Annotated in this window: 12 protein-coding genes; 6 read left to right on the top strand and 6 right to left on the bottom strand. The window is 73.7% G+C overall.

Annotation, left to right across the window (positions count from 1 at the left end; translation table 11 throughout):
- Window positions 1-178: 178 nt before the first annotated feature.
- From IEY78_RS05545 to sigJ, 4 genes are all read left to right on the top strand, one after another.
- Window positions 179-682, top strand: a complete 504-nt coding sequence (locus IEY78_RS05545) for a MarR family winged helix-turn-helix transcriptional regulator (RefSeq protein WP_189096434.1) — start codon at window positions 179-181, stop codon at window positions 680-682.
- Complete coding sequence (locus IEY78_RS05540) at window positions 673-1992, top strand: MFS transporter (RefSeq protein WP_189096433.1); 1320 nt, start codon at window positions 673-675, stop codon at window positions 1990-1992. Before IEY78_RS05545 ends, IEY78_RS05540 begins: the two co-directional genes overlap by 10 nt.
- Window positions 1993-2038: 46 nt before the next feature.
- Window positions 2039-2395 carry a YciI family protein gene (locus IEY78_RS05535; protein ID WP_189096432.1) on the top strand — a complete coding sequence of 119 codons (357 nt, stop codon included), beginning with the start codon at window positions 2039-2041 and terminating at the stop codon, window positions 2393-2395.
- 203 nt (window positions 2396-2598) lie between these two features.
- Window positions 2599-3483, top strand: a complete 885-nt coding sequence (sigJ, locus tag IEY78_RS05530) for an RNA polymerase sigma factor SigJ (RefSeq protein ID WP_189096431.1) — start codon at window positions 2599-2601, stop codon at window positions 3481-3483.
- Window positions 3484-3530: 47 nt separating this feature from the next.
- Here sigJ and IEY78_RS05525 read toward each other — a convergent pair whose 3' ends face one another.
- A complete protein-coding gene (locus IEY78_RS05525; RefSeq protein ID WP_189096430.1) occupies window positions 3531-3890 on the bottom strand; it encodes a GntR family transcriptional regulator in 360 nt (119 codons plus the stop codon).
- Window position 3891: 1 nt separating this feature from the next.
- Complete coding sequence (locus tag IEY78_RS05520; protein WP_189096429.1) at window positions 3892-4884, bottom strand: DUF1648 domain-containing protein; 993 nt, start codon at window positions 4882-4884, stop codon at window positions 3892-3894.
- Between the two features lie 120 nt (window positions 4885-5004).
- On the opposite strand from IEY78_RS05520, the gene IEY78_RS05515 reads away from it, so the two are divergent.
- The gene (locus tag IEY78_RS05515; protein ID WP_189096428.1) at window positions 5005-6534 is read left to right on the top strand and encodes a helix-turn-helix domain-containing protein; all 1530 of its coding nucleotides are present in this window, start codon (window positions 5005-5007) and stop codon (window positions 6532-6534) included.
- Between the two features lie 231 nt (window positions 6535-6765).
- Window positions 6766-7227, top strand: a complete 462-nt coding sequence (locus IEY78_RS05510; RefSeq protein ID WP_189096427.1) for an SUKH-3 domain-containing protein — start codon at window positions 6766-6768, stop codon at window positions 7225-7227.
- 774 nt (window positions 7228-8001) lie between these two features.
- Here the strand turns inward: IEY78_RS05510 and IEY78_RS05505 are convergent.
- Genes IEY78_RS05505 through IEY78_RS05490 form a run of 4 tightly spaced genes read right to left on the bottom strand, consistent with a single transcriptional unit; the run spans window position 8002 to window position 12353 of the window.
- Window positions 8002-9318 carry an NADase-type glycan-binding domain-containing protein gene (locus tag IEY78_RS05505; RefSeq protein WP_189096426.1) on the bottom strand — a complete coding sequence of 439 codons (1317 nt, stop codon included), beginning with the start codon at window positions 9316-9318 and terminating at the stop codon, window positions 8002-8004.
- Window positions 9319-9376: 58 nt separating this feature from the next.
- Window positions 9377-9925 carry a phage tail protein gene (locus IEY78_RS05500; protein ID WP_189096425.1) on the bottom strand — a complete coding sequence of 183 codons (549 nt, stop codon included), beginning with the start codon at window positions 9923-9925 and terminating at the stop codon, window positions 9377-9379.
- Complete coding sequence (locus IEY78_RS05495; RefSeq protein ID WP_189096424.1) at window positions 9922-11931, bottom strand: putative baseplate assembly protein; 2010 nt, start codon at window positions 11929-11931, stop codon at window positions 9922-9924. Before IEY78_RS05495 ends, IEY78_RS05500 begins: the two co-directional genes overlap by 4 nt.
- The gene (locus tag IEY78_RS05490; protein ID WP_189096423.1) at window positions 11931-12353 is read right to left on the bottom strand and encodes a GPW/gp25 family protein; all 423 of its coding nucleotides are present in this window, start codon (window positions 12351-12353) and stop codon (window positions 11931-11933) included. Before IEY78_RS05490 ends, IEY78_RS05495 begins: the two co-directional genes overlap by 1 nt.
- Window positions 12354-12397: the final 44 nt, after the last annotated feature.

Below are 12397 nucleotides of genomic sequence, written 5' to 3'. Positions count from 1 at the left end.
GCGCGTCTCCTCCGATCCGGTCCCCACGGGTCAGCGGAGATGCGACGGAACTCCGCATCGAGCCGTCAACGGCGCCGCGACGGGGCGCCGTTCCTCCTGTGCTTCGGCGGCTGTCCCCGCGACCGCGCTCGACGGCCAAATGCAACAGCGCTTATATAAGTGCTGTTACATTTCCGCCATGGCGACGAAGGACCCCGCACCCGACCCCACGCACCACAGCCGCTGGCGGCCGCTGCGGCTGCTCCAGGCCTCGATGGACGCGGAGATCGCCCGGGTCTACGCGGAGAAGGAGATCGACGGGCTCAAGCCGAGCTACGTCATGGAGCTGCTGCGGCTGCACACCGAGGGGCCGATGACCATCACCGAGCTGGCCGCGTCGGTCGAGCGGACGCATTCGGCGGTCAGTCAGAAGGTGGCCGCGATGCGCGCGGCCGGCTGGGTCCGGACCGTGCCGGGCGACGACGGGCGCAGCAAGAAGGTGACGCTCACCGACGAGGCCCGCAGCGTGGCCGGCCGGCTGGCGGCGGAGTGGCGGGCCACCGAGGCCGCGCTCGCCGAGATCGAGGCGGAGATCCCCTACCCGCTCAGCCAGGTCGTCACCGACATCGAGCGGGCCCTCGACCGCAAGAGCTTCCACGACCGGATCACCGAGAAGCTGGCCGCGGACCCCGCATGGGAGTGAGGCGGGCCCTCCTCGATGTGCGCCCGCTGCGCTCCTCGGCACCGTACCGGCGGCTCTGGGCCGGGCGGGCGCTCTCCGGGCTCGGCGGCCAGATGACGCTCGTCGCCGTGATGTACCAGGTCTGGCAGATGACGCACAGCACCGCCTGGACCGGCGCGGTGGGCCTCGCCAGGGCCGTGCCGCTCGTCGTCCTGGGGCTCTTCGCCGGGTCCGTCGTCGACCGGCTGGACCGGCGGACCTGCTATCTGGCCGCCACCTGGGGCCAGACCGGCGCTTCCCTGCTGCTGGCCGTCCAGGGCTTCCTCGGCGGCCTGCCGGCCGCGGGCGTGGTGCTGCTGGTCGCCGTGCAGTCCTGCTTCGGGGCCGGCAGCGGTCCGGCGGTCCGCGCCATCGTCCCCCGCCTGCTTCCCGAGGACCAGCGCGCGGCCGGGCTGGCGCTGGACCGGATCGCCTTCCAGGGCGCCATGCTGACCGGACCGGCGCTGGGCGGGCTGCTCCTGAACGGGCTGAGCCCCGGCGGCTGTTACCTGGTCGACGCGCTCACCTTCGCCGCCGCGCTGTACGGCGCGCGCGGCCTGCCGCGGCTGCGCCCCGGGGACGGGCCCGCCCGGCCGGGGCTGCGCGGGGTGCGGGACGGCCTGGCCTTCCTGGTGCGCACGCCCGTCGTTCGCGGGGCGCTCCTCACCGACCTGGCCACCACCGTGCTGTCGATGCCGATCAGCCTGTTCCCCCTGATCAACGCGGAGCGGTTCGGCGGCGGCCCCGGCACCCTCGGGCTGTTCCTGACCGCCCTCGCGGCCGGCGGCGTCGTCGCGTCCGTCCTCTCCGGGACCTTCACCCGCAGCGCCCGCCCCGGCCTGGTGATGCTCGGTGGCTCGGCGACCTGGGGCATCGCGCTCGCCCTGTTCGGCCTCTCGTCCCACCCGTGGACGGGGCTGGGGTGGCTGGTGCTGGCCGGCGCGGCCGACACGGTGTCCGTGGTGTGCCGCGGCGCCCTCGTCCAGCGGCACACCCCGGACGAACTGCTCGGCCGGGTCGGCGCCGCGGAGCAGATCGTCGGGCAGGCCGGACCGGACCTCGGCAATCTGCGCCAAGGCCTGCTGGCCGACGCGACGTCCGGGCTGACCGCCCTGGTCAGCGGCGGCCTGCTGTGCGTCGGCGCGGTCGCCCTGGTCGGCGTCGCGACGCCCGGGCTGCGCGGGTGTTCCGCGGGGTCGCCCCGGCCGCGGGGCGCTGCGGTGGCCGGGGCGGCGGAAAGTCAGAAGAATTCCGGGAAAGGTGCCGATCCGGCCGGTGCCCGTTCGGTGTGAGGGTGTGTGGTGGGGCCGGCGCCGTCGTCCCGACCGAGGAGTCACCGTGCCGCGTTTTCTGACCATGGTCCGCATCGGCGAGCGGAACGCCCCCGCCGAGAGTCCCGACCCGGAGTTCGAGGGGCGGATGGGCGCGCTGTTCGAGGAGATCACCAAGGCGGGGGTGATGCTGGAGACGGCCGGCCTCACCCCGACCTCGCAGGGCACCCGGATCACCTGGTCCGACGGGGCGTTGCGGCGGACCGACGGGCCCTTCACCGGGGACGGGGACGTCGTCGGCGGCTACGCGCTCACCCGGTGCAAGGACAAGGCCGAGGCGCTGGAGTGGACCGAGCGGTTCCTGCGGATCCACCCGGAGCACTGGACCGTCACCGCCGAGGTGCGCGAGATCGCCGAGAGCTGAGCGGGCGCGCGGCCCCGCCGCCGAAGGCGCGTCCCGCTCGTCGGCCGCTCCCGGCAGCGTGCCGAGGAAAACGCTGAGCCCGTCGCCGCCCCCGTGTCACGTTCGTCCCGCCGGATACGTCATGACGGTGACAGAACCCTGCGGGGACTGAACCCTGCGGGGACGGAACCCGCGGGAAGCGGAACGGGGGAAGGGTGAGGCGGATGGATGAGCACGAGTGGCTGGCGGCGCGCTTCGAGGAGAACCGGAGCCATCTGCGGGCGGTGGCCTACCGGATGCTGGGGTCGCCGACCGAGGCGGAGGACGCCGTCCAGGAGGCCTGGCTGCGGCTCGACCGGTCCGGCGCGGACGGTGTGGAGAATCTGGGCGGCTGGCTGACGACGGTCGTGGGGCGGGTGTGCCTGGACCAGCTGCGCCGGCGCTCGGCCCGGCGCGAGGAGCCGCTGGAGGTGCATGTCCCCGAGCCGGTCGTGCGCCGGCTGGACGCCGACGGCCCGGAGGACGCGGCGGTGCTGGCCGACTCCGTGGGGCTGGCGCTGCTCGTCGTCCTGGAGACCCTCTCCCCCGCCGAACGGCTGGCCTTCGTCCTGCACGACATGTTCGCGCTGCCCTTCGACGAGATCGCGCCGATCGTCGACCGCACGCCCGCCGCCGCCCGGCAGCTCGCCAGCCGGGCCCGGCGGCGCGTCCAGGGCACCGCCCCGGCCCCCGACCCCGATCTCGCCCGGCAGCGGGAGGTGGTCGAGGCCTTCCTCGCCGCCTCGCGCGGCGGCGACTTCGACGCGCTGCTCGCCGTCCTCGACCCGGACGTGGTGCTGCGCGCCGACGGCGGGAGTGCCCGCGGCGGGATGACGAAGCTGGTGCGCGGGGCGCGGGCGGTCGTCGAACAGGCCCTGCTGTTCTCCGGGTTCGCGCCGTTCGCCCGGCTCGCACTGGTCAACGGCGCCCCCGGGCTGGTCACGGCGCCGGACGGGCAGCCGCTGTCGGTCATGGGCTTCACCCTCGCCCACGGGAAGGTCGTCGAGATCGACATCCTCGCCGACCCGGCACGGCTGCGGCGGCTGGATCTGGGGTTCCTCAACGACTGAGGGCGGCGGTAGGAGGCCCGTGCCCTCTCACCGGGGTGGGCGCCCTCTCACCGCCCCGTCAGCCCCGTCCGTACCACCGTGACGATCTCCTCGTCGGAGAGGCCCAGATGGCGGGCCTCGGCGATCAGGCGCTCGGCGGTCTCGCCCAGGCGGGCGCGGGCGGGGGAGGCGGAGCCGGTGACCATCGCGCCGCGGCCGCGGCGGAGTTCGATCAGGCCCTCCTCCTTGAGCCGCTGGTAACCCCGCAGCACCGTATGGACGTTCACGCCGAGCGAGGCGGCGAGTTCGCGGGCGGCGGGCAGCCGCTCGCCGGCGTCCACCGTGCCGTCGGCGACGGCGCCGCGGACACAGGCCGCGATCTGGTCGCCGAGCGGGACGGACGAGCCGGGGTCGACGCGGAAGAGCACCTCAGCCTCCTTGGTGCGAACGGGCGCGGTCGGCGTACGTGTTGAGCAGTGCGGCGGCGGTCGCGGCGTCGTCGACCGTCACCACGAACTCCCTGCCGTTGGTCAGCCGTACCACCATGCTCTCTCCCGAGCGCAGCACGAAGCCGCTGCGGCCGGCGCTGATGCGGTAGCCCCAGCCGCCGAACTCGGCGAAGCAGGCGATCCGCCGGCTGCCGGCCTCCGCGATGCGGTCCAGGGGGATCCGCCGGAAGCGGCAGCGCGAGGACAGCAGCGTCGGCGCGAGGGTCAGCCCCCGCCGGTCCACGGTCACCCGGACGGAGGCCATCGGCAGGACCACGGCGGCGCCGAACAGCAGGCCCACGCCGCCGGCCCAATCCGCGAGGGAGCCGACGGCCAGCCCGGCACCGAGCAGCAGGCCCCCCAGCACGAACAGCGGGTGCGAGCTGATGGTGCGTGACCAGCCGGCCGTCTCGGCCGCAGGGAGGTCGAGCCGGGACACCGCTCCGCGCGGCCGGCGGGGCCCGGCGGGTGCCGCTCCGGCGAGCAGCCGCCCCAGCGCCCCGGCGAGCAGCGCCACCGGGATGCTGAGGGCCAGGATCCACGGCGGCACCCGAACGGTGGACACCTCGGCCACGTCGGCGTTGCTCAGCAGCGTCACGCACACGGCGTAACCCCACACGGTGGCGAGGGTGTACCCGCCGGCGATCACCCAGGGCGCCTCGGGGGCATCCGGCCGCAGCTGGACGAAGAAGCCGACCACGGCGCCGAAGAGCAGGAGAAGGGCGAGGGACGTGGTCGCGAAGCCCTGTACGGAGGTGAAGCCGTCGGCCCGGCCCGCGGCCCGGAAATGGGTGGCGAGCGGGTCGGGCAGCCGCCCCGACAGCGCCGTCCAGACTCCGGCGAGCGTGAGGAACACGACGAGGAACGGACCGGCGGCGACCACGGCCCGCCGCCGGCCGCCCCGGGCCGGAACGGCACCCTGCACACGTTTCATGACTCCCCCTGAGACTCGGTAACCGCCTTCATGACTCCCCTTCACTTGTTCGCATAGTAGGAGAACAACCCAGGCAAGAGCAATTGCGCACCCATCTCATATCTGAGATACGTTCACCTCATGGCAGACGACTACCTCGTACGCATCGGCAGGCTCATCCGTGACGCGCGGCAGCACCGTGGCTGGACCCAGTCACAACTCGCGGAGGCGCTCGGCACCAGCCAGAGCGCGGTCAACCGCATCGAGCGCGGGAATCAGAACATCAGCCTTGAGATGATCGCCCGAATCGGCGAGGCGCTCGACAGTGAAATCGTCTCGCTCGGCTATGCCGGGCCGATGCATCTGCGGGTGGTCGGCGGCCGCCGGCTGTCCGGCGGCATCGACGTGAAGACGAGCAAGAACGCCTGCGTGGCGCTGCTGTGCGCCACGCTGCTGAACGCCGGCCGCACAACTCTGCGCCGGGTGGCCCGCATTGAGGAGGTCTACCGCATCCTCGAAGTGCTGGGCAGCATCGGCGTACGGACCCGGTGGATCAACGACGGCAACGACCTGGAGATCGTGCCGCCCGCCCAACTCGACCTCGACGCGATGGACACCGAGGCGGCCCGCCGCACCCGCAGCGTCATCATGTTCCTCGGCCCGCTGCTGCACCGCGTGGACCACTTCAAACTGCCCTACGCGGGCGGCTGCGACCTCGGCACCCGGACCGTGACCCCGCACATGACGGCGCTGCGCCACTTCGGCCTGGAGATCACCGCGACCGACGGCACCTACCTCGCCGAGGTGGACCGCGCCGTCTCCCCCAAGCGCGCGATCGTGCTGACCGAACGCGGCGACACCGTCACCGAGAACGCGCTGCTGGCCGCCGCCCGCCACGACGGCGTCACGGTCATCCGCAACGCCTCCTCCAACTACATGGTCCAGGACCTGTGTTTCTTCCTGGAGGAGCTGGGCGTCCGGGTCGACGGCATCGGCACCACCACCCTCACCGTCCACGGCACCGCGCACATCGAACGCGATGTGGACTTCGCCCCCTCCGAGGACCCGGTCGAGGCCATGAGCCTGCTGGCCGCGGCCGTGGTGACCGAGTCGGAACTCACCATCCGCCGCGTCCCCGTCGAGTTCCTGGAGATCGAGCTGGCGGTCCTGGAGGAGATGGGTCTGGACCACGAGCGCAGCCCGGAGTACGCCGCGGACAACGGCCGCACGCGCCTGATCGACCTGACGGTCCGCCCCTCCAAGCTCCAGGCCCCCCTGGACAAGATCCACCCGATGCCGTTCCCGGGCCTGAACATCGACAACGTCCCCTTCTTCGCGGCCATCGCGGCCAGCGCCCAGGGCCAGACCCTCATCCACGACTGGGTCTACGACAACCGCGCCATCTACCTCACCGACCTCAACCGCCTCGGCGCCCAGGTCAAACTCCTCGACCCGCACCGGGTCCTCCTCGACGGCCCCACCCGCTGGCGCTCCTCCGAAATGATGTGCCCCCCGGCCCTGCGCCCCGCCGTCGTCGTCCTCCTGGCCATGATGGCCGCCGAGGGCACCTCCGTCCTGCGCAACGTCTACGTCATCAACCGCGGCTACGAGGACCTGGCGGAACGCCTCAACTCGATCGGGGCGCAGATCGAGATCTTCCGGGACATCTGAGGGGCGGGTGCCGCCGCACCCTTTCTGCCCTGCGTGAATACGGGACAGGAGGGGGTGCGGCGGCATGTCTGGGACTTCTCTGGGACTTTGCGCCAGGACCGAGCTTCTGCCGGTCGGCGCGGATCCCAAGAACATCGACCTGGTGACCGTCAACCCCAAGGGAAAGAAGTTCAAGATGTGCGCCAACTGCCAGACTTGGGTGCCGGGATTCGGACGAGAGGTACTCACGGGATGAACGGGAACACCGAACGTCGGGAACTCGAAGCGCTGCGGAACTCCCTTGCCGACAGGGCCCGTTTTGAGATCCACCCTCTGGATATCGCGGAGGCGCGTCGACGATACGAAGAGGAAGGATTCGAATTCACGGCTGGTATCCGGGAATTCCTCGAAACCTATGGCGAGTTCACCGTGACCTGGTCTTACCGCTTCAGCGAGACGTTCCTCACCACCTCGGTGGAGGAGACGATGGACTCGGCGCACTCACTCCCCAGGAGTGTGCGCATCTTCGGCAAGCGCATCGGCCGTCCCGTCGTGCTTGTCGGAACGGCCACCGATACGCAGGAGGCCGTTCTGCTGGCCGACAACAGCGACGTCTACCTCGCCGGTGACGCCGGAATCCAGCGGGTCGCCAGCGGCTTCGGCAACGCGGTCCGGGCGCTTGTCGCAGGCGACTGGGACAAGACGTTCTTCTGAGACCGGAGCCGTCCCCGGCGAATCTCGTCATGGCCCTTGGGGACGGACGCCGCGTGAGTGCGCCAATGGATCGCCGGACGGTCCCCGGTGAACCGGGGCAAGCAGTGTCTGCAACACTCAGGGCAGATCGCCGGGGCGCGGCACGACCAGCCCGCGTTTGTGGCTTCCGCCGGGGACTCGAACCTCATGGGCCAACCAGCAGCACACGAGCCCACGCCGCCAAGCAGGGACGCGGGCAATGGCGGGTCACCTGCTACGCCGTGCCGGTCGGCCCCGTCTCTCCCCGGTACCCGTCCCGCCGGACCTTCGCATGCGCCGGGAGCAGGCCGATCGGCGCGGCCTCGATGAGTACCTCGGTCGCCGGACGACGGCTGGCACTGCGAGATCGCCGACGGCCCCTGGCCTGATGGCCCCCGCCGTCCCTGGCAGCCCCGAGGTTTCGCACTGGCTCAGCAGCGCAGACCTTCCGGACGCGGGCGGCTGGCAGCCCTCGCCGGACGGGCCACCGCGCTGAACGCCCCGCTGGTCGCCGGCAGTCGTCGCGCTGCCTCCGACCGCAACCGTCAGAAGCGGCAGCGGCGTCCACCTGTGGATGCTGCAACGCCCCGAGGCCATGCGGAGCTGAGGGCGGCCGGGCCGGTCAGAGCGAGCAAGCGGCAGCGCACGGACGCCACGCATGCGCTGGCTGCGACCAGAGACGTGAACCGGCTGGAGTTCGTGGTTGCGGGCCACCCCGAACGGGGTGGCCGAGGCGGCCGGCCCCGCCACCCCCGCCTAGCCCCCCGACCGTCCGAAGAACTCCAGTTCTGCGATGGCGACCTGCTTTTTGTCGGTGGTGCCGTAGGCGGAGTGGAGGATGAGGCGGACGGTGAGGGCGGCGCGGACGTGGACGTCGATGTTCTGGGGGCCGCCGTCGTTGAGGCGGTAGTGGGAGAGGTGTTGCTGGCCGGCGGAGTCGGTGACGAGGACGTCGAACTCGTGGGGGCGGGCCGGGTCGGCGGCCTGGGGGGTGCGGGCGGAGGCGCCGGGTGTGATCACCACGTTCAGCAGGTCGGTGGGCTGGCCGAAGCCGGCCTCCAGGTACTGGCCGTCGGAGGCGCCCGAGTAGCCGGTGCCCCACCAGGTGTTGGAGTAGGTGTCGAAGGCGAGCTTCGCGCCGTGTCCGGGGCCGGAGTGCGAGGCCTTCCAGGTGGCGGCGGGCACCTGGACGCGGTCGGCGAAGTGGTCCTGGACGGCCCGGGCGGCCGGTGGACCGCCGATGATGCCGCCCGCCACCACCGCGGCGAGGGCGGCGGCCACCACGGCGCGGGTGATCCACCGGGTGCGGTCGCGGTGCAGGCGCGGGCGCTCCCCGGCGTACGGGCCCTCGGCCTCCGGGCGGGTGGAGGGGGTGAGGGGGGTGGCGCAGCTGTGGCAGAAGTGGCGGGCCGGGGCGTTGGGCTTGGCACAGGTCGGGCAGGGCAGCGCGTTCTCGGGCTCGGGGGCGGCATGCGGGGTGCGGACGCGGGGCCGGGCCGCTTCGGGACGGCCGGGCAGCACGCCGCCGGGTGCCTCGGGGGGCGCCGTGGGCAGGGCGTCCGGTACGGGGACCAGGAGGGCGCGGATGCCGGTCTCGGAGACCTGGCGCTCGCCGGGCGGGGCGGGCCTCGCGGCGGGTGTGGAGGGGTGCGCCGGACCCTCGCCGGGGGCTGCGGCGGTTGCCGGGAGCGGGGTGGTCGGGTCCTCGGCGCCGGGCCGGTGCGGGTCGGAGGGTGGGGTGGCGCCCCCGGGGGCCGGTGCGCCGGTCCGGGGATCGGTGGCGGCGGGCCTAGCGCCGGCGTGCGGGGCGGCCGGGCGTCCGGGGGTGGCGTACGGGGCAGCCGGGCGCCCGGTGCCGTCGTCCGGGCCGCTCGTCGCGGGATGGGCCCGGGCCGTGTCCGGTGGGGACGCGGGTGGTGCGGGGGCCGGGGGTGTGGGGTGTGAAGTCGTCGGGGGCGTGGGGGTCGTGGGGCGGTCCCAGCGGAGGAAGGCGCCGCAGGAGTCGCAGAAGGACTGGCCCGTCTGGGGGGCCGGGGCGCCGCAGTCCGGGCAGGTGGGGTGGTCGGTGGCCATGGGGCAGGTTCCTTCGGAGAGGGCTTCGGGCGTGGCGTCGGCACGCGCGGGGCGGGCTTCAGGGGGCGAGGAGCGGAGCCACCTCGACGGTGAAGGGGAGGTGGGCGGGGCGGGCCGCCGCGACGACGGCGTGCAGGCGGTGCGGGTCGGTGGCGGCGGGGTCGCGGACCCGCAGGGTCACCCGCAGGCCGGGGCCCGGGGAGCCGGGGAACGGGCCGAGGGGGCGGGCGGACCAGGTCGCGCCGCCGCTCTCGGCGATCTCCGGGCGTACGCCGAAGGCCAGGTGGACCGCCTCGGACAGGCCGCGCCGGGTGCCGCGGACGCGGTGCAGCGAGACGGCCGTGGCCACCGCGCGGCGGCGGGTGGCCAGCGGTTCCGTGCCGTCGAGTTCGGTGCCGACCCAGCTCGTCAGCCAGTCGATGAAGTCCTCCGGGGCGAGGGCCGGCGTGAAGTAGCTCTCCAGGCAGTCGAGCACGTGGAAGAGCGGGGCGAGGACCACGTCGAGGCCCGCCACGAAGCGCTGGGTGAAGTCGTCGTCGGCGTAGACGGCGGGCAGCGCCGCGCCCAGGGGGTGCGGGGTCACCGACGCCGCGGGGGTGCCCCTCATCGTGCCTCGATCACGCGGACGCGGTGGTCGAACGGGAACAGCACGGCGGACGGGGCGAGTTCGATGCGGTCGGTGGCATCGCCGCGGCGGCCGGTGAGCGGGTCGGCGGGGTGCAGCAGGACCTCGTCGACGAGTTCCACACCGGGTACGCGCTGCAGGGCCGCGAAGATCTCACCGGAGCGCAGGGGGCGGCCGAACGGCCAGCCGTCCCCGTGCGCGCCGCCGGTCAGCGGGTCGAGGTAGGCGTACAGCGCGTCCAGGGCCTCGGCCCGCACCCGCTCGGCGTGCGCGGCCCGGAAGGAGTGCAGCGTCGCGACGACCGTGACGCCCTGGTAAAAGGGCGGGCCGACGGCGAGGCGGGTGCCCAGGGGGCGGCGCTCGTCCAGGAACCCGGTGATCCGGCCGAGGAGTTCCTCGCCGGGTACCAGCTGCTCGAAGCGCAGGCGTCCGCCGCGGTCCGGGACGGCCTGCGGGACGACCAGGACGCGCACGGCGTTCTCGCCGGTCCGGACCGCCGCGCCGCCCTGCCCCGCCGTGCCGGTGCTCGCACCCGCGGTGGGCTCCGCGGGGTCGACCGCGAGGCAGGCGATCCGGGCCACCTCGGGGGCCGCGCGCCGGGCCAGCTCCTCGTAGTCGCGGGCGGTCACGGCCCGTTCCTGGGCGCGCAGCGCGATCGGTGCCCGCACCTTCGCCTCCCGCACCGTCTCGCCGTCGACCCCGCCGCGCGCCGCCTCCCGGTTCTCCACCCGCGCCACGAACGGGATGGAGCTGCGCAGCACCTGGATCGCGCCGCGCGCCACGTTGCCGCTGCGCCCGCCGCCGGTGCGGTAGTACGCGGCCCGCAGCACCGCGCCCTTGGGCGGCACCGCCCCGAACTGCCGCACCTCGCCGTCCGGTTGGCGCACGGCCGGGCCGAAGGCGATCTCGCCGGTGGACGCGTCGAGGGTGAGGTGCCGGTCGTACGGGCCCGAGGCGGCGAAGTCGGGGACGACCTGCCACTCCTGCCAGCCGTCCCCGTCGGAGACCTCCAGCCGGAGCGGCGGGCGGTCGGCGACGACCGGCGCCTGGGCCAGGCGCAGCCGCTGGCCGGGCACGCCCGCGGACTCACCGAGCGGTTCGTCCCGCACCACCTCGGCGTGCGCGACCGCGGTCGTGCCGCCGATGGTGAACGCGGACGCGGACCGGACGGTCGGCGAGGCGCTGTAGAAGGGCTGGCCGGGTGCGGCCTCCACGACCCGGCAGCGCAGCCAGGCGGAGTCGGTGCGGCCGACCCGCGAGACGAGGTGCCCCGCGGGGACGTGCAGCACGACCTCGCCGGGCCGGTTGAGGCCGCCGGTGGAGTCCTCCGCCAGCTCGCACCCGATCCACCCGTCGGCGGTCCACGCCTCCCAGACCAGCGGCGGCTGGCGCGGGTCGACGCCGACGCCGTCCACCCGGCTGTCCAGCCGCAGGACGGCCGCGCACCGCGGCACCGCCGCCGACAGCCCGAACAGCAGGCAGTCCCCCGGCTGCGGGGCGGCCGTGAAGACGGCGACATCGCTGCCGGCGAAGATGTCCTGGCTGCAGTCGACGGGGGTGGTCCCCGCCTCCTGCCGCAGTACGGCGTCCAGTTCGCAGGGCACGACGGTCAGATCGTCCTCGGTGGCGAAGGACACCGCCTCCTCGGTCTCGGTGCGGCCGGTGGCCACCTCCGTCCCGGCGGCCAGCACCACCGGCTCGGGCTGCGGGGCGGAGAGCCAGAAGGTGACGTCGGCGCGGGCCGCGGAGGGCGGGAAGAGGGTGACGCCGAGCAGGTCGAGGAAGGCGAGGTGGTTCTTCTCCGGCACCCGGTTGAGGCGGTAGACGATCTGGTCGGCCATGTGCGCGACGGCCTCGATGAGGGTCACACCGGGGTCCGAGACGTTGTGGTCGGTCCACTCGGGGCAGCGCTGCTGGACATAGCGCTTGGCGTCGTCGACGAACTGCTGGAAGCGGCGGTCGTCGAGGTGGGGTGCGGGCAGGGCCATCAGGCGTCGCTTTCGGTGGACGGTGACTCCGAGGACGGGATCACGTAGAAGGGGAAGACGAGGCTGCGCGGGTTGTTGGTGCCGCGCACGCTGTAGCGCACGTCGATGAAGAGCACGGACGGCTCGTCGGGCGCCGGGCTCACCTCGACGTCCTGGACCTCGATGCGCGGCTCCCAGCGGTCGAGCGAGGACCGCACCTCGTAGCGGATGCGGCCGGCCGTGGCCTCGTTGACCGGCGCGAAGACCATGTCGTGCACCGCGCAGCCGAACTCCGGCCGCATCGGCCGCTCACCGGGCGCGGTGGCCAGGACGAGCCGGATCGACTCCTCGATCTCGCGCTCGCGGCGGGCCAGCGCGATGCCGCCGGCCGGGTCGGTGCGCAGCGGGAAGGTCCAGCCCGCGCCGACGAACTGCTCACTCATGTCCGGTGCCCCCCTTGGAATACACGTCCCTCACGTTCCTCACG

Origin of the sequence: Streptomyces kronopolitis, from assembly GCF_014646275.1 — a bacterium.
Classification (GTDB): domain Bacteria; phylum Actinomycetota; class Actinomycetes; order Streptomycetales; family Streptomycetaceae; genus Streptomyces; species Streptomyces kronopolitis.
Note: the sequence above shows the minus strand (reverse complement) of the source record. Positions and strands in the feature narration are given on the sequence as shown.